Source organism: Nitrincola alkalisediminis (assembly GCF_009821115.1).
Classification (GTDB): Bacteria; Pseudomonadota; Gammaproteobacteria; order Pseudomonadales; family Balneatricaceae; genus Nitrincola; species Nitrincola alkalisediminis.
On record NZ_VYTY01000002.1, the window covers coordinates 103,849 to 121,826 of the forward strand.

At 45.3% G+C, this 17,978-nt stretch carries 10 protein-coding genes; 3 read left to right on the top strand and 7 right to left on the bottom strand.

Annotation, left to right across the window (positions count from 1 at the left end; translation table 11 throughout):
* Positions 1-20 precede the first annotated feature (20 nt).
* Positions 21-1,007, bottom strand: a complete 987-nt coding sequence (locus tag F5971_RS03685) for an NAD(P)/FAD-dependent oxidoreductase (RefSeq protein ID WP_036513155.1) — start codon at positions 1,005-1,007, stop codon at positions 21-23.
* A gap of 203 nt (positions 1,008-1,210) precedes the next feature.
* Between F5971_RS03685 and F5971_RS03690 the strand changes: the two genes are divergently transcribed.
* Positions 1,211-1,672 carry an FKBP-type peptidyl-prolyl cis-trans isomerase gene (locus F5971_RS03690; RefSeq protein ID WP_193494110.1) on the top strand — a complete coding sequence of 154 codons (462 nt, stop codon included), beginning with the start codon at positions 1,211-1,213 and terminating at the stop codon, positions 1,670-1,672.
* A gap of 321 nt (positions 1,673-1,993) precedes the next feature.
* On the opposite strand, the gene F5971_RS03695 is transcribed toward F5971_RS03690, so the two are convergent.
* From F5971_RS03695 to hrpA, 3 genes are all read right to left on the bottom strand, one after another.
* The gene (locus tag F5971_RS03695) at positions 1,994-2,950 is read right to left on the bottom strand and encodes a porin (protein WP_193494113.1); all 957 of its coding nucleotides are present in this window, start codon (positions 2,948-2,950) and stop codon (positions 1,994-1,996) included.
* Between the two features lie 402 nt (positions 2,951-3,352).
* Entirely contained in the window at positions 3,353-4,294 is a 942-nt protein-coding gene (locus F5971_RS03700) for a porin (protein ID WP_193494115.1), read from the bottom strand.
* 245 nt (positions 4,295-4,539) lie between these two features.
* Complete coding sequence (gene hrpA / locus F5971_RS03705) at positions 4,540-8,313, bottom strand: ATP-dependent RNA helicase HrpA (protein ID WP_246187753.1); 3,774 nt, start codon at positions 8,311-8,313, stop codon at positions 4,540-4,542.
* Between the two features lie 89 nt (positions 8,314-8,402).
* Between hrpA and speA the strand changes: the two genes are divergently transcribed.
* Positions 8,403-10,307: a biosynthetic arginine decarboxylase gene (gene speA, locus F5971_RS03710; protein WP_193494119.1), complete on the top strand. Its 1,905-nt coding sequence runs from the start codon at positions 8,403-8,405 to the stop codon at positions 10,305-10,307.
* Positions 10,308-10,370: 63 nt separating this feature from the next.
* On the opposite strand, the gene F5971_RS03715 is transcribed toward speA, so the two are convergent.
* The 3 genes from F5971_RS03715 to F5971_RS03725 are packed head-to-tail and all read right to left on the bottom strand — an operon-like array spanning position 10,371 to position 16,573.
* The gene (locus F5971_RS03715; protein ID WP_193494121.1) at positions 10,371-12,449 is read right to left on the bottom strand and encodes a methyl-accepting chemotaxis protein; all 2,079 of its coding nucleotides are present in this window, start codon (positions 12,447-12,449) and stop codon (positions 10,371-10,373) included.
* Positions 12,450-12,452: 3 nt separating this feature from the next.
* Positions 12,453-14,372 (bottom strand): sensor histidine kinase, encoded by a 1,920-nt coding sequence (locus tag F5971_RS03720; RefSeq protein WP_193494123.1) that lies wholly within the window; start codon positions 14,370-14,372, stop codon positions 12,453-12,455.
* On the bottom strand, positions 14,369-16,573 hold the full coding sequence (locus F5971_RS03725) for a bifunctional diguanylate cyclase/phosphodiesterase (protein ID WP_193494125.1): 2,205 nt from the start codon (positions 16,571-16,573) through the stop codon (positions 14,369-14,371). Before F5971_RS03725 ends, F5971_RS03720 begins: the two co-directional genes overlap by 4 nt.
* A gap of 184 nt (positions 16,574-16,757) precedes the next feature.
* On the opposite strand from F5971_RS03725, the gene F5971_RS03730 reads away from it, so the two are divergent.
* Complete coding sequence (locus F5971_RS03730) at positions 16,758-17,978, top strand: TraB/GumN family protein (RefSeq protein ID WP_246187754.1); 1,221 nt, start codon at positions 16,758-16,760, stop codon at positions 17,976-17,978.

The window sequence follows — 17,978 nt, forward strand, 5'->3', positions numbered from 1 at the left end:
AATAGGTTTTATAAGTGCTATTAGGCATGTTCATCCATTATTTTTTCTGCTAACGAAGAGCCACTGCGCCAAGCACCCTCAAGCCCCCCTCTTACCAACCAGTCACCACATGCGCCAATGCCTGACTCCGCATCCCACAAAGAAAGATGCTCATCATTTACACACGCCTCACTGTAGAGCCATCTGTGCACTCGCACCGCAGTGGGTTGTAAAGTTTGACTTAACCATTCTTGGAAGCCAGCAAGCAACACCTGCCCCACCGTTTCAGGAGATAGATTAACATAGTCAGAGCTCCATGCATCATTTGCTTGCAGTACCCAAACCTCGCCATCTCGCTGGGGTTTACTACTGTCACGAATAATGCGTGCGAATATCTTATGCTCCCCCTCAACAACATCAATATTAGCCAGTTTTTCTGGCCGTTTATCCAGTGAGACCAGCAACACCCAACAGGGTTTTTGCACAACAGCTTCAGCTTTTTGACGATAACGCTGCACGGCATCCAACAAGGGCGCCGCCTGTGGTGCAGGGGTAGCAATCACCACCTTATCAAAATGACCCAGTGCCACCGCACGTTCGTCGCGCAGCAAAACACCGTCACGATCCGGCCATGCCACAGCCACTCGAACAGATGGGTGAAAGTTAATGTTTTGAAGCAGATGTCGTGTGATCATACTTGAGCGCGGTACTGGCACCCATACCTGACGATCCACAAACACTTTATTCAAGGAAAAATCAGATGCATTGGGTCGCCACAGGCTTAGATGCGGTCCCTGCATCATCAACCACTGACGAAAATCATGGCTCACAGGCTCAATCCAAGGCGCCCCGAGATCAACACTTAACTCCCCTAACCTGACCGACGCGAGCCGCCCACCCGTCCCTCGGCTCTTCTCAAAAACGGTTACATCATATCCCTTGCCCATCAACAAGGATGCGCATCTAAGACCTGCAACCCCTGCACCCACAACCGCAACTGTGTGTTTTTTATTTATATGCCCATCCATTCTTGATGTCCTCTAACCTCTAAGCTATAGCCACGAATACATTTGAGAGGTAAAAAATAACGTAAAAACATATTCATAGTTACGTAACGCCGAATAAATCAGATTAAAAGCTTCCGCCTAGATTATCAACCACTTCAGCGATAAGGTTGCACTGAGATTAAAGGATGGTTAGCATAATACTCCAATTAAATCGGAGAGATCCTATGCAGATAGCAAATAATACCGTTGTATCCATTCACTACACTCTAACGAATACGGATGGAAATGTGATGGATAGTTCAGTGGGACAAGAACCTCTGGCCTATCTGCATGGTGCCAGCAATATTATCCCAGGGCTTGAAAATGCGCTGTTGGGTAAATCAGTGGGCGACTCACTTGAAGTCACAGTTGATCCAACCTTAGGGTACGGCGATATTCGTGAAGAAATGATCCAGGACGTTGATCGCAGCAACTTTGCAGGCATCGATGAAATTGAAGTTGGTATGCAGTTTATGGCCCAAACGCCTTGGGGCGAACAGCCTGTGACAGTCATCGCAATTGAAGATGACACCATTACCCTTGATGGTAATCATCCATTAGCTGGGCAAACGCTCATTTTTAATGTCGAAGTTGTCACAATCCGTGAAGCCACGGCTGAGGAATTGGCTGCTGGAAGCGTTCAGTAAGCGCTTAACCTTCATGCATGATACAATTTAAGAGGGTTTCGTCGTGACCCTCTTAAATTGAACGCACTTCCCTCCATCGACCACCATACCTTGTAATGCCCGTCTCTAGCACCCATTCGCACGCACACCCTAGACTTTTGCCACTGACCATGTGGTTAAACACCCAAACACGGTGATTAGACATCCAAGCTTCACGTGATCAAGAAAAGACAAAAGACAAAAGACAAAAGACAAAAGACAAAAGACAAAAGACACCAAGAGCATCAACGCAAAAAGGCTCCCAAGGGAGCCTTTTTAGAGATCAACTAATATCAAGCGATATTAGAAGTCCAAACGGTATCCAACGTAGAAACGATCAGTGTTGCCACCGCGAGCGTTTTTGTTGTTGTCTACGTAACCAGCAGAAACCATACCACGACCTAAACGGTTGTAGACTTCAGCTTGTACACGAGTACCTTTAGCAGCGTTAGTTTCTTTAGCTTGTGAGTAAGCCAAAGTAGCGCCTAAACCGTCAACTTCGTAACGGCCAGCAACGCTGTAACCTTTATCAGTTTCGTTAACAGTTTTGTCTTTAGCACGCTCGTAAGCAGCAGACAAAGTCAACGCTTCGATTTTGTAAGTTGCAGCCAATGACCACAGGTTAGAATCAGCAGCGTAAGTGTTAGCAGACTTAGCAGCTTTAACCGCACCGAAACCAGCACCAACAGTCAAGCCAGCAGCTGAGTACTGAGCACCCAAGTTGTAACCGTCGATTTCACGGTCTTTCTGAGTACCAGCGTCACCCATGAATACGCCACCAATACCAGCCTGGAAGCCAGACATGTTTGGAGAAACGTAAGCGATGGTGTTAGATTGACGACGGTCAGCACGGCCAGCGCCAGAACCTAAGTAATCAACTGACAGGATGTCACCAGAACCTGATGCGAACAAATCAGTTACGCCACCAGCATAGTTCCAAGTAAAGTGGTCAATACGGCCACCTACTGCAGTACCCCAAGAACCAGTCGCACCTAAAGAAGCGTAACGGCCGCCAGCCAATGCGCCTGATTCAGTGTCAAGACCTTGTTCCCAATGGAAAATACCTTTGGTGTCTTCTAGACCAAGATCTACAGTTCCGCGGATACCAACGCGAGTAGCGTTGTTAGCGAAAGAAGCAGATGCTTTGTCAGCTTTGGTCAAGTTCATACGGAAAGATCCGTACAGAGTAGCATCAGCCATTGCGATAGCAGGAGCAGTCATTGCACCAGCGATAGCCAGAGCGATAATTGACTTTTTCATTCAGTTTTCCCCTTCAACGTTCAACATACTAGTAGTTGTTTGAATTTTTCCTGGAGCACCGTCATTGGTGCAGCCGAGAAAATACTATAAAAACAGATTATTTCAAACCGATGAAGCGAAAAAATTCAAAAATTTTTCATTTATCGGTTTGGCCTCTGTCAGTGTCGATGTAAAAAGCTCGGTACTACTATTTATCAAGCTCTTTATGTTTCAACAAGTTACGTAAACAAGCTGAATCTACACCTCAATTAGTGGTTATTACATCACAGCACCGATGGGCTTGCAAGTTTTGTTAGGCAAAAAGAGCAATCTCTGCACCTAAAAACTAAAAAAGCACGACAACGTGAGATCGCTGTCATGCTTTTTGTGTGCTAACGCGGTTCTAACAACTAAACACTGAGATTAGAAGTTAAGCTGATATCCTACTAGGAAGGTGTTCTTAGTATCTGGATCAAACTTGTAGTCTTTGGTGAAGCCTACGAACTCAGCGTAAACAGCACCGTTACCCATGGTTTGAGCAGCACCTACAGTATAAGACTCAAAACGCGCATTTGAGTTTTTCTCTTTAGAACGACCGTATACTCCGTATAGAGCCGTGTTCTCTATATCGTATTGAGCTGAAAGGTTCCATGCGTTGGTTTTTTCAACGGCCGTTTTATCATTTTGACGCGTGTAGTTAGCACGTAAATCCAGGTTTTCGATACCGCTGAAACCTGCCGCTAAGCCCCAGAGGTTTTCATTCACGGCATAGGTGTTCGCCGCTTTGGTATTTTTCATATTGCCGTAAGCCGCCGCAGCGTATAGACCATTTGCGTCATACGCGACACCTAGGTTGTAAGCATCAACCTGACGATCTTTCTGCGGACCTAAATCACCCGCAAATACACCGCCAGCCATAAACGTCACACCATTCATCTCTGGAGAGATATAGGCAATAGAGTTTGATGCCAAACCAAAACCATCAACTGTTTCAAGCGAACCTTGGTACGTGATATCCGTGTAATCAGACACCATTGTGACGGTTGCATGGTCAAACTTACCACCAATTGCAGTACCCCAAGAACCCGTTGCTCCAAGGTGAGCTTCACCTGACCCGCTCACCAATGCACCTGCGTTAACGTCGAGATCTTGCTCCCAGTAGAAGATACCTTTTGTATCATCAAGACCTAAGTCAACCGTTCCCATGATACCAATTGAGCTGCCGCCATCAGTCAATTCAGCCGAGCGGGTCGCTTCTTTCTTCATGACAGCTTCAAACGTACCAAATAAGGTCGCATCCGCTTGTGCAATTGCAGGGGCAGCTACAACCGCTGCAACCGCCAAAGACATAATCGATTTTTTCATAGAGTTTCCCTCTTCACTTCAACATTCAACTACTAGTTATGTGTACAACAGGGTGAGCTGACTAATATCAAAGCCAAGTCCATCCTCAAAAATATTACAACACAAATACACGTGAGGAACAATAGAAAATCGTGCTAACCTCCGATACCTTGTACACCAATTAAAAACAAAAAACTCAAAAAGCACCAAAAATAAGCAAAACCGAATATTGGCTTTAAAATAACGCCCCCAATTAGAGCATACGCTTAAAGCTCGGATAATAACGTCTTAAGTTTCTTTTCAGAAACGGTGTGTTTCGTACCTAATTGCTGAGCAAAAAGTGACACTCTATACTCTTCAATTAACCAACGATAGGCTTCCAACCCTGCAGGAACCGTGCCCAAGTCAAGATTGCGTTCATACTTTTGCTGCCAGAGTTTCCAGAAGTTAGTTAATTGTTCCGACCATAGGTTTTGCTGCCTCAATTCTCTTGTAAACTTCTCAAGTCTTAACTCAATAGCCTTACAATACCTAGGGTAATACTCCAAATAAATACCAGGCACTTCAGTCAAAAAACATTTATAGAACAGATGACCAAGCTGCTGCTTAATATCATTTAAAACAATAATTGTATCCAGCCCAACCTTTCCATTCAGAACTTTATTGATACGGTGATATACATTCATTAAATCATACACTTGCTGACTTAATCTTATTGCACACTGACTAAGATTAACTTTTACCTTTTGCACACTATCCAAAAACTCTGTTTGAGTACGTGGAATAGGGTCTGCATACCCCTCTATATTCAACCCTGCAGCCTTCATGACTGCCGATAAGAGTATTTCATCCTCAAGTGTTTTAACGTCCCACATCTTATTGCTTAGCAAGACTGATTCGTTAACTTTCAACAGGTTTCGCTTTATCGTTTTCACGTCATCCCGCAGCATCAACACATAGAGCCTAGCCAATCCCCGGGACGTCACGCGCTGTGACTCTGACAAACGACTCAACAGCACCAAATCCACATGACTGCCTTGATCCACCAAGGCTGGATACGCATCCACCTTAAGTCCATGCCCTTGCTCAATGAGTATTGATTCAGGCAAATCACCAAAGTCCCATGAAGTCAGCTCTTTCTTACCCCAGGCTTGCGCAGGGCGAGCTTCTTGTAAGGCAGCATCCGCTAAATGACTTAACTGTGAATGCAGTTTTTGCCAGCTGCGCCCGACTCCCAATATCTGCGCAGCTTCACCCAAAACACGCAAACGCATCTGATGATGCGCATCTAACTCAACCTCTTTAAACACTTTGGGATCAAGACGAACGCCTGTCATACGCAGCAAACGGTGTGCTAATTGCTCATGCAAATCACCCACACCAAATTCGCAAGCATCGCAAAAGGCTTGAACATAGTCCGGAACCGGAACAAAATTTTTACGCAGTGCCTTAGGTAAACCTTTGAGTAACGCCGTTACTTTCTCGGCTAACATCCCTGGCACTAGCCACTCTAAACGCTCTAAAGGTAAGGTTTTGAGCAATCCAAGAGGTACATCTAACGTCACACCATCATCATCTGAAGAGGGATCAAAGTGATACGTCAAGGCCAAAGGCATTGCGTTAACAAACAGCTTATCCGGGTATTCTGCATACGTGATATGATCGGCTGAGCGCTGCAATATGTCGTCTTCAGTCATAAAGAGCGCTTTCGGATCTACTTTTTCAACCTGACGACGCCAATACTCAAAGCCCTTACCACTGACGACATGTTCACCTTTAAGCCGTGCGAAACGCGCTTTGTAGAACTCAGTTAATCGCTCCTCATCCACCAACAAATCTCGACGCCGCGACTTGGCTTCAAGTGTTTCGACACTGGCCAATAACGCACGATTGTGATGAAAAAAAGGTGCCTGTGTCCGATACTCGCCCTCAACCAATGCTTGGCGGATGAAAATGTCGTGACTAACGCTAGGATCAATGGAGCCATAGTGCACACGCCGCTTTGGAACAATAATCAGTCCGTAAAGTGTCACTTGTTCAATTGCAACGACTTGAGCGCGCTTCTGCTCCCAGTGGGGCTCCATCCAAGAACGCTTTACAAGGTGCGCTGCAGGCTCCTCAATCCACTCAGGTTCAATTTTAGCGACGTAATGCGCAAAGAGCTTACTGGTTTCCAGTAATTCGGCACACATAATCCATTTAGGGCTCTTTTTAAAAATACCCGATCCAGGAAAGATGTAGAAACGGCGATTACGGGCACCTAAATACTCACCCTTCTCTTGCTTAAACCCTATGTGACTGAGAAGCCCGGTCAACAAAGCTTTATGAATCGATGCATAGTCGGCATCGTCCTTATTCTCAACAAAGCCCAACTCTTTAGCACTCAGATGTAGCTGGCGATGCAAGTCTCGCCACTCCCGCATCCGCACCCACGAAATAAAATGCGTTTGGCACCATTTTTTTAATTGCTGACTGCTCAACTCAATGCGCTGCAACTCATAAGCTTTCCAAAGATTAAGCAGTGTAATAAAGTCTGAATCGTCATCTAGATAAGCTTGATGCTTTTCATCTGCGGCTTGGCGCTTATCATGTGGACGCTCGCGTGGGTCTTGCACACTCAACGCACTGGCAATCACCAAAACTTCCGTAAGCGATCCTAAGTGATTCGCCGCTACTAACATACGCGCAATTCTTGGATCGACCGGTAAACGCGCTAAATCACGCCCTAAAGCGGTTAACTGCCGCTTTGAGGTAACGGCCCCTAACTCTTCTAATAACTTAAAGCCATCATTAATAAACCGACTGTCTGGCGGATCGACAAAGGGAAAGCGAGCAATATCGCCCAACCCCAATTGAAGCATATTAAGAATAACCGCGGCTAAATTCGTACGCTGTATTTCAGCATCGGTAAACGCCGGGCGCTGTAAAAAGTCATCTTCCGAATAGAGGCGAATACAGGTTCCTGGTGCTACACGCCCACAGCGCCCTGCTCGTTGATTTGCACTCGCTTGGGACACGGCCTCAATAGGCAAGCGCTGCACTTTAGAGCGATAACTGTACCGAGAGATACGTGCTAATCCTGGATCAATAACGTAGCGTATTCCAGGGACCGTCAAAGAGGTTTCGGCAACGTTCGTCGCCAAGACGATTCTGCGCCCTGCTTTTCTATCCTCGCCAAATACCCGATTTTGCTCAGCTAAAGATAAGCGTGCATATAGCGGGATGACCTCTGTATCTCGCAGTTGTGCTTTACGCAAGGTTTCAGCTGTCTCCCGAATATCACGCTCACCCGGCAAAAAGACCAGTATGTCTCCAGGACCGGCTTCTCTCGTTTGACGATCGATGTGTGTTAACTCATCCACCGCTTGCAAAATACCGACCTGTAGATCTTGCGCCTTATCATCTTCCACCTCCAGCTCATGCAAAGGACGATAAAGAAGTGTGACAGGATAGGTACGCCCCGACACCTCAATAATGGGGGCTTTTGAAAAATGATCAGAAAAGCGCTGAAGATCAATCGTTGCTGACGTTATTATCAGTTTAAGATCGGGTCTTTTGGGCAGAAGCTGCTTGAGATACCCCAGCAAGAAGTCAATGTTTAAGCTGCGCTCATGCGCCTCGTCAATGATCAGAACTGAATAACGGCGCAACAACCTATCACGTTGTGTTTCTGCCAACAGAATACCGTCTGTCATTAACTTAATATGAGACTGCTCTGATACCTGATCGTGAAAACGGACTTGATAACCGACGGCTTGCCCTAATTCAGTTTTGAGCTCTTGCGCGATTCTCGCAGCCACGGTGCGAGCGGCCAAACGACGCGGCTGTGTATGCCCGATCATACCCTTATCAGACAAGCCCAACTCTAAACAAATCTTTGGCAGCTGCGTGGTTTTGCCCGACCCCGTTTCGCCCGCTACAATAATGACTTGATGGCGCTGAAGGGCCTCAGCAATTTCTTGCCTACGCGCACTAACTGGCAATTCCGGATAGTCAATGGAGGTATTCCAAGGTTGTCGATGGGTCACTGTGTTATTCAAGCCGCTCTGCCTTTCAAACATTCAAATCGGGCATTATACGAAATTTATGGCTAGAATGACGATACAATCGGATTAACAGGAGAATCAATGTGAGTTCTTGGAGCGCAAACGAAAGCCTAAGTCTTTATAACGTCAAACGCTGGGGAGCCGGTTATTTCGGTATTGCAGATCAGGGTGATGTTACAGTGCGAGACCCCTCGACAGGTGCTGAAGTTAGCTTTGCCCATATCCGCGAGCTCACTCGTGAAAAAGGGTTAGAACTGCCCATTTTGATACGTTTTCCACATATATTGAAAGATCGCGTTGCACAACTGGTGAAAAGTTTTGCAAGAGCCATTGAATATGAAGACTACCAAGGCCAATTTACCTGCGTTTACCCCATTAAAGTGAATCAACAACGAGAAGTGGTCGAAGGCATCATAGCAGGGCAACGACAAGCCCTTAACGGCTACACTGGGCTTGAAGCAGGCAGCAAACCTGAGCTACTTGCCGTTCTCGCACTTGCTGAACCCGGACACTCAACGATTGTGTGCAACGGCTATAAAGATGAAGACTATATTCGCCTTGCATTAATGGGTGAAAAGCTTGGACATAAAGTCTATATCGTCCTCGAAAAAGCAAGCGAACTAAACGATGTGCTCGCCATCGCTAAAGAGCTGGATGTGTCACCAAGAATAGGGGTGCGTGCACGCTTAGCGACAGTCGGGAAAGGTAATTGGCAAGACAGCGGTGGTTTAAAATCAAAATTCGGCCTATCCGCCAGCGAAATTTTAAAAACAATTGATATTTTAAAAGACAATCAGCAAACCCAAGCCTTTCAATTATTGCATTTTCATTTAGGTAGCCAGATCGCCAATATTCAAGATATCCAAGTCGGGCTAAGAGAAGCGGCTTGCTTCTATGCTCAATTGCGCTTGATGGGCCTTCCCGTTGAAGTAGCTGACGTGGGTGGTGGCCTAGGCATCGATTATGAGGGAACGGCTTCACGCAGTATTTGCTCGATGAACTACACGCTGGACGAATATGCCAAACGCGTCGTTCAAGCCTTTAAAGAAGTCTCAATAGAGCATGACTTGCCACAACCGGATATTTTTAGCGAATCGGGCCGGGCCGTGACGGCACATCATGCGGTATTAGTAACCAATGTCATCGGCATCGAATGCCAAGAAGTGGGCTCAATTGAAACACCCAGCGCGGCTTGCCACCCTTTGCTGACACGCATCAACCAAAACTATCTTGATGCGATTGATCGCGAACGGAGTTTAAGTGAAATCTATCACGACCTGATTTCCTATAACCAAGATTTAAACCAAGCTTTTACGCATGGAGATCTAAGCCTGCAAGACCGGGCTAAGGGTGAGCAGATCTTGAAGGCCACGGCCCTTTACCTGATGAAAACTCTTAACCCTTCACGTCGCCCTCATCGCGAGATTCTGGATGAGCTCAATGAGCAAATGGCGGATAAACTGTTTGCCAACTTTTCTCTCTTTCAGTCGCTTCCTGATGTATGGGGCATTGGCCAGGTTTTCCCGATATTACCGCTTAGAGATTTAGATAAAGCGCCATCTCGACGCGGCGTCATCCGAGATATCACCTGTGATTCCGATGGTCGTATTGATCATTATGTCGATGGAGAGGGGCTGGAAACAACCCTGCCATATCCACCCATGGAAGTGGCCAACGCACTACTTGGTTTTTTCCTTGTTGGCGCCTATCAGGAAATTCTGGGAGACCTTCACAATCTTTTTGGGGATACGGATGCAGCAAACATCATTTTTGATGAAGACGGCAATGCCCGCGTCAGCGTGAGTCAACGGGGGGACACGCTTGCTAAAGTTCTGCAATACGTAAACTTTGACCCACAACGTCTATTGTCAGCCTTAAGCCAACAAGTGACAGAAGCACAGCTTGGACAAGACACCAAAACTGAGTTTCTTCAATGGCTACAGCGCAGCCTCGAAGATACAACTTATTTAGATCAGCCTAAAATTTAGACCCTGTATGTCACGAACAAACAAAGCGGTTACGATACGCCCTGTCTGTTCGTGACAACTCGATTACACTTTAAATCGTTTCAGACGCTCATCAATCTCCGACGCAGACTCCGCGACCTCAGATCCTAAACTTTGAACTTTGCTAGCGGTATCCGTTAAGTGAGCAGCCGCATCACCTATCTGGGTAATGTTTTTAGTGATTTCTTCATTTACCATGCTCTGTTCTTCTGCAGCCGTGGCCACCTGAGTCGAGTTGTCAGAGATTGCGTGAATACGCTCAGCCGCTGCCTCAAGCGCCTGCAGACTGCGTTGACTCTCAGCAACGGTGGTTTGGATTGATCCTAAACACCCTTTCATTTGGTCAACACTTAAGTTGACATCGTACTTTAAGGAGCCTATCAGCGTTTCGATTTCCTCAGTGGCCGTTTGCGTTCTACCTGCAAGACTACGCACTTCATCCGCCACTACAGCGAAGCCCCGCCCCTGTTCGCCCGCACGAGCAGCCTCAATTGCCGCATTCAATGCCAACAAATTTGTTTGCTCAGCAATACCACGAATCGTGGAGACGATGGTTGTGATTTCGTCACTTCGCTTTTCGACTGCCGTCACAGCTCCCGCCGCCTGCTCAATTGAATGAGATACACGCTCAATATCTGCAACCGTTTTAGATAAGTTTTCACGAGAGTTATTCACATCCTGATTGGCAGAGTTTGAATCCTGTGCTGTTGCCGCGGCTAAATGTGCAACCTGTGTGGCGGTTGCGGCCATTTCATTGGCGGCAGCAGCCACGGAGTCCAACTGACGATTTTGATCACTTGTCGCCTGGCGTGTAGCCGTGGCTGTATCCGCTAAAGAACCTGCACTCCCTTTTAGATCCGCCGATAACCGAATCAACTCTTGTATCAAGACGCGGATTTTGGCCGTAAATTGATTAAAACCGTCCGCCACATTGGCCAATTCGGCATGAGATGCCGCTTCCAAGCGCCGTGTTAAGTCCCCTTCGGCTCCCGCCAACTCTCGCATGCGCAAACCTAACTCAGTCAGCGGACGTGTGATACTTTTCACAAAAAACATGACAATCATCAACGTGACCAACAGTACGATCAGCGCCGTCACAATCAAGTTAACACGCACACTGGCCTCATTGCTTTCGAGTTGGTTTCTTAACTTAGAGACTTGCTCAAAAGCAACGGCTTCAGGAATATCAATAACAAGTGACCAATTGGCATTTGCAATTTGAATCTGAGTTTTAGTCAGAATACTCCCCTGATTCATCCCTCTGCCTTCTATACGATCCAGCAACTCAGAATGAACACGACTTAGAGGTAATCCTAAGGATTCAGGGAACTGGCTTGAGGCGATGATTCGCTGGTCATTACTCAATAAAATAACGGAAGCGGCTCCCTTATAAAGAGATTGAGCTAATTGTTGGATTTTTTCTTGGAGTACAGGTAGGTTTATATCCACACCTGTAACGCCTACCGCTTTACCTGATTTCAAAACGGGGTAAGTTAACGATGTGGTCAGGATAAAACGCCCTGCCTCTATCTCATACAAATATGGTTCAGTAATACATGCGCGACCTGTCTCAAGTGGACACAAATACCATTCAGCGGCACGATTCCCATACTCATCCATGGTTGTATCGTACTTAATATCATAATCGATTGGGTAAGAGATCAAAGAACCATTTTCTCTCACCCAAAAAATGTCTAATGTGCCTGTCGAATTTGTAGGCGTCTGATACTGACTGTCTAGACGATCATATCCATTGGGTTCAAACTGTGCGTAGGCTGAGCTCACAGCTTTATTCGCTTGTAAAGCAGCATGAACCACGACCGAAGCCTGCTCACGACTCAGATGTGTTTCTTGACCGATAGCTGCACTAAAAACAGATGCGAGTGCTTCAGGTGTGCTCATTCCTTGATTTAATAGCTGACTGATATCATCACTTAGTAACTGTGAGGCAAGTCTAACTTCCTCATGCACACTTCGTGTTACGATATCCTCTGTCAAGCTTAAGGTTTGTACAGCGGACTGGTTCAGTTGATACAGTGCGAGTCCGATCACGAAGACAAGTGAGATCAGGATCAAAAGACCCGCACCCACTAACAATTTGACCTTTAAGGATAACATTCTCATTAATTAAATAACCTTTATCGGTATAGATATCGTAAATGTGCTACCTTGCTGCCGTTGACTTATGACGTCAATTTTACCCGCCAGTATTCCTACGACGGAGTTGTGTACGATGCTTAAACCTAAGCCTGTCCCGCCCCCTCCCATATTCGTTGTAAAGAAAGGATCGAAGATCCGTTTGAGGTGATTATCACTGATTCCTTTTCCATTGTCATTCACTAATATATCCACCATCCTTGGATACTTTTTCGATTTTTCAACGCGAATTTTGATAACTCCAGGCGTTTCATCAAAGGCATGCACCAACGCATTCTGCACAAGGTTAATCAGAACCTGTCCCAAAGGGCCAGGATAAGAAGTCATTACAACTTTATCGATGACATCTATCTCGACACGATGAAGAGAACGCTTAAGCGTCGGATTCAACATCAGCATGACTTCATCCAACACCTCTGTAATACAAAACGTTCGCTTATTCAACGAAGTTTGATCAACCGCAACTTGCTTAAAGCCCGTGATTAAAGACGAAGCTTTTTCTAAATTTCGTAGAATAATTAAACTGGCTTCGTCAGCATTGCCAATAAACTGAGTTAAACTAGAACGCTTTAGACCTTGCTCCATCTCTTGATTAAATGTTTTTACGTCCGACTTCAAGGTTGAGGCTGCCATCACAGCATTACCAATCGGTGTGTTTAATTCGTGGGCAACACCAGCCACGAGCCCTCCTAAAGATGCCAATTTTTCAGACTGAATTAACTCTTCTTGCGTTCTTTTCAAGGCAATGAGCGTTTCATTGAGTTGCTGTGTGATATTTTCTCGACTTCGCACGAACGAAACGCCAATTAACAGCGACACCACCATAATGACTACAGCAGCTATCGCTAATTTAATCTGTGTATTCAGATGGTTAACATGTATTCGATCAGTGAGCTCAACCACACTCCCATACACTTTCTCGGATGGCACTTTGATCACGAGTGTCCAATGCACGTTTGCAAACAATAAAGGCATTCTTAGGAGGATAAACCCATTAGAACTCTGTTCTTCTAAATCCAATACAAGCCCTTCCTCACCCAAATCAATAAATTCACCTAATTGTCCATCGAAATGGTTAGATGCAATTATCCGATCATTTTGAGTCAAAAGTGTTACTTGAGCATCACCATCAAAAATAGTACGAGACAGCTGAAGCACTTTTTGCTGAAGCGTTGATACATTAATATCCGCACCCGCAATACCAATAAATTGCTCATCTTTAATTACTGGAAAGGTTAATGAAACCATTAAAACGGGAGCACCCGGAAATGTTTCCCAATAATAAGGATCAGTAATACAGAATTGCTTCGTTTCGAGAGGACACAGGTACCATTCGGCTTTGCGTATACCAAACCTATCTAGGGTTGAGTCATATTTGATACTAGGATCGGGGGTTGGAACAAACACAATAGAATGATTGTCTCTTACCCAATAGAGTTCAAATGTTCCCTCTCGAGAGCTTGTCTGAGGATCAAGTCGATGAAAACTATCCAATCCATCAAACGCATTAGGTTCAAAATGCGCATAGATAGATTCAACGTTTGGATGCGCGGCAAGAACGGATTTTAACATATCACGCGCATCACGACGCTGCATGGGAAACTCCCAACCACTCGCAGACGCGAGTATCGAGGAAACAACGAATGGCGGCTCAAAACCATATTGCAAGAGTGATTTTATTTCCTCACTCAAGGCTTGAGCTGTGGCTTGCAGCTGCTCATTCACATGCCCGCCAATAGAATATTCTGCCATTTTAATGACTTTGTTCGCATTTTTTTGTGACTGATCCAACGCAAAAAAAATCAGCAGTCCAAGCGATGATATAATAAACACGGCAACCCAAACCAAGACTCTGAATTTAATCATTTGTCCAGTTGAGGAATGCATCATGTTTTCTCCAACCAGGTAAGCAAATCATCAATGGTTAAAGGCTTTGAAAACCAATACCCTTGACCCTGATGACACCCTTGCGCCTTAAGAGCATTCAGCTGCGCCTCGGTTTCGATCCCTTCAGCAATAACTGTGAGGTGAAATTTACGTCCAAGTGACACGATCATATCGGCAATATTGGATCCTGTGTTGCTAGGATTCATACAGCTAACAAAGGATTTATCAATTTTAAGTTGATCCGCACTTAACTTGTCTAGATATGATAAAGACGAAAATCCCGTACCAAAGTCATCAATCGAAATCATTACACCGAGTTTTTTCAGACGGGACAGCTTCTCTTCGACCTCGACTGACCCCAACACACCAACTGACTCAGTAATTTCAATATCTAGACAGTTACCCGACACGCCTGCCAACGCTAACGCATTCGAGACCACCCTCTCAAAATCAGGATCATTAAACTGCAAGGTTGAAACATTAACAGCCATTCGCACAGATGGCTTGATAGACCGTATTCTATGTAAATCTTCCAGTGCTTTATGTAAAACCCACTCGCCTAACGCTAATATCAAACCTGATTGCTCTGCCAATGGAATGAATACCTCGGGTGAAATCGGCTCATTCCGCTTATTTCGCCAACGACACAATGCCTCCACACCCACTATTTGCAGTGTATTTAGATCTATCTGAGGTTGGTACATAAGTGTAAAGTTTTGATGATCAAGAGAGTCCTTCAACTCCGATAACATCATCGAACGATCTCGTAACTCATCTACCATTCTTGTATTAAAGTAAACCAGCTGGTTAACCCCTTTTTGCTTTGCCCGCTTTAATGCAATCGTCGCATTTGCCACCAATTCGTTGGCAGTCGAGCCTGTGTCCGGAAAAGACACTCCTGCGCAAAATGTAAGTAAACGCCATACATCTCTAATATTAACCGGCTTATAAAGATCAACCACTAAATCTTGGATACAGGCATTTGAATCAACAACCAATGCAAACTGATCCGCCCAAAGCCTTGCAGCCATCAAAACATTTGGATGGCGCTGATATCGTTCGGCCAAAGCGCACAACAACTTGTCACCGTAATGTATACCAAAGGTATCATTCAACATTGAAAACTGATCCAAATCGATCAGTAATAATGCCCCCGTTTCAGGAATACCCTTGTTCAAATATTCAATTAAACCATTTCGATTAAGCAACCCAGTTAAGGTATCTTCATACGCGATGCGTTTTAGCTGTTCGAGTAAACTCAAGTTTTTCGCACATAAGCTGATATTATGAGTAAACATTTTAACCATGCGTAACTCATCTTCGCCAACGGACGTCGGTGTATCTAAATACACAACATAGCGCGCAAAAGACTCAGGTTCAAAATAAAAACAGGACACACCTTCAGATACGATATTTTCTCTTTGCTCAAAACACTTGAGCACCTTTTGCCAAATCAAACTACGTTCAAACTCAGCGGTGTGCTCCATCCATTGGGCATAACGTCCAGCACTTGCAATGACCTTAACAGGCAAATGGCTTTCTGAGGACACGTCTGAAGTGTAAGCACCAAAGCAAACAAGTCCATCAGGATCTACCCCAATGAAACCTGCGAGTTGGGTAATAACGCCCTCAGCAAACTCATGCAACCCTTCTTTAAGCATCAGGTTATTTGTGGATTGAATAATTCGTGCGAGTCCTTGACGGTTGTGATCTAAGCGAACTAATTGATTATAACTGCGAAGCGCGGTAATGAGGGCTGTATAGAGTTTTTCGCGGGTCAATTCACTTTTTGTTTTATAATCATTGATGTCATATTTAGAGATAGTTTCGAGTTCAGGTGCATAACCTGGTTGACCTGTTCTTAAAATAATCCGAACATTTTGCAAATCTAAAACGTCTCGAATTTGACGAACAAGAAGTAAACCCGCTTCTTCAGACTCCATCACAACATCTAACAAAATCACAGCAATATCGCGTTCGTTTGACAGGCATTCAAATGCTTGTTTAGATGTATAAGCATGCAAAAAAACTAGAGTAGCACCGTCAAAGACTTGTCCACGTAAGGCCAGCTCCGTGGCAAAGTGAACGTCTTCGTCATCATCAACAATTAATATTTTTCGTACCCAGTAGCGTGAGTTTGTTCCAACCATTGATGCTGCAGGCTCATCCTCGTCCGCAAATTCAATCAAATCATCATCGACCACACACCACCTCGGCAATTTTTTTGATTTTCAATACGAATTTAGCACTAAAATGGATGCACTTACTATCTCAATCATTCGGCATTCACAATAAACCGAAAAAAATCGAATCCGTCGTGCACTCTGACAGTTCGCAGAGTAAAATCATCTCTATTTACTTTTAACCGAATAATGAATGAAGAGCGTTATGACTCAAGCACAGACATTTCCTGACCATGCCTTAGGCCCTAGAGAAGAGCTCTTTAAATATGACACCCACTACACCCTACTTGGAACGGCTCATGTCTCGAAGGCCAGTGCAGATGAAGTCAGGCACTTGATTCAGTCTGGCGAATTTGACGCCGTTGCGATTGAGCTGTGCCCAGGTCGTCTAACCTCAATGAAAGACCCAGATGCTTTAGCCAAAATGGATCTTTTTCAAGTTATCAAAGCAGGTAAAGCAGGCATGGTCGCGGCCAATCTTGCAATGGGTGCCTTTCAACAACGCGTTGCTGAAGAATCCGGTATTGCACCTGGCGAAGAGATGAAAGCCGCTATTGAAGAAGCTGAAAAACAACAGATTCCTATATTGGTCATTGATCGAGATATTGGAATCACATTAAAGCGGGTATACCGTAGCGTGCCATGGTGGCAACGAATGAACCTAATCTCGGGTCTAATTGCCAGCTTAGTCACAAAAGAAAAAGTCAGTGCTGATGAAATTGAGCGCTTAAAGCAAGGTGACGTATTAGAGTCAACCTTTAATGAGTTTGCTGAGCAGTCTGAACACCTCTACCAAGCGCTCATTGCTGAACGTGATCATTATATGGCTCTAAGACTCGCTCAAGAAAACGGAGACAGTCGCTTCAAGCGCGTTTTGGTGGTAATCGGTGCCGGTCATCTTAAAGGAATGAGCGATAACCTGCGCGGCCACCTCCCGGAAAATCCATCTGAACAGCTGACACTACTCGAACAAGTTCCACCCGGAAGCCAATGGACCCGGTTCATACCTTGGATCATTATGGTTCTAGTGTTAGCAGGATTTGCGATTGGCTTTAGCCGAAACACTGATCTTGGCCTACAAATGGTACTTGACTGGGTTGTCATCAATGGCGGATTGGCCGCATTAGGCGCTCTGATTGCCAAAGCTCACCCTGTCACTATTATCGGAACCTTCTTTGCAGCCCCTTTCACGTCACTCAACCCAACCATCGGTGCTGGGATGGTCGCAGCTGGCATAGAGATTGCGATGCGCAAACCCACCGTCGGTGATTTTTCGAAGTTACGCCAAGATGTCACCGAAATGAAAGGCTGGTGGCGCAACCGTGTCTCTAGAACCCTATTGGTGTTTATGCTGGCCACTTTAGGCTCCGCAATGGGAACCTATATTGGCGGATTCCGAATTTTTGGTCAGTTAACAGGAGGCTAA

Coding starts and splice junctions, on each gene's coding strand:
- F5971_RS03715 (WP_193494121.1), bottom strand. CDS start 12,449: ATGAGAATGTTATCCTTAAAGGTCAAATTGTTAGTGGGTGCGGGTCTT.
- F5971_RS03700 (WP_193494115.1), bottom strand. CDS start 4,294: ATGAAAAAATCGATTATGTCTTTGGCGGTTGCAGCGGTTGTAGCTGCC.
- F5971_RS03685 (WP_036513155.1), bottom strand. CDS start 1,007: ATGGATGGGCATATAAATAAAAAACACACAGTTGCGGTTGTGGGTGCA.
- F5971_RS03730 (WP_246187754.1), top strand. CDS start 16,758: ATGACTCAAGCACAGACATTTCCTGACCATGCCTTAGGCCCTAGAGAA.
- F5971_RS03690 (WP_193494110.1), top strand. CDS start 1,211: ATGCAGATAGCAAATAATACCGTTGTATCCATTCACTACACTCTAACG.
- F5971_RS03720 (WP_193494123.1), bottom strand. CDS start 14,372: ATGATGCATTCCTCAACTGGACAAATGATTAAATTCAGAGTCTTGGTT.
- F5971_RS03695 (WP_193494113.1), bottom strand. CDS start 2,950: ATGAAAAAGTCAATTATCGCTCTGGCTATCGCTGGTGCAATGACTGCT.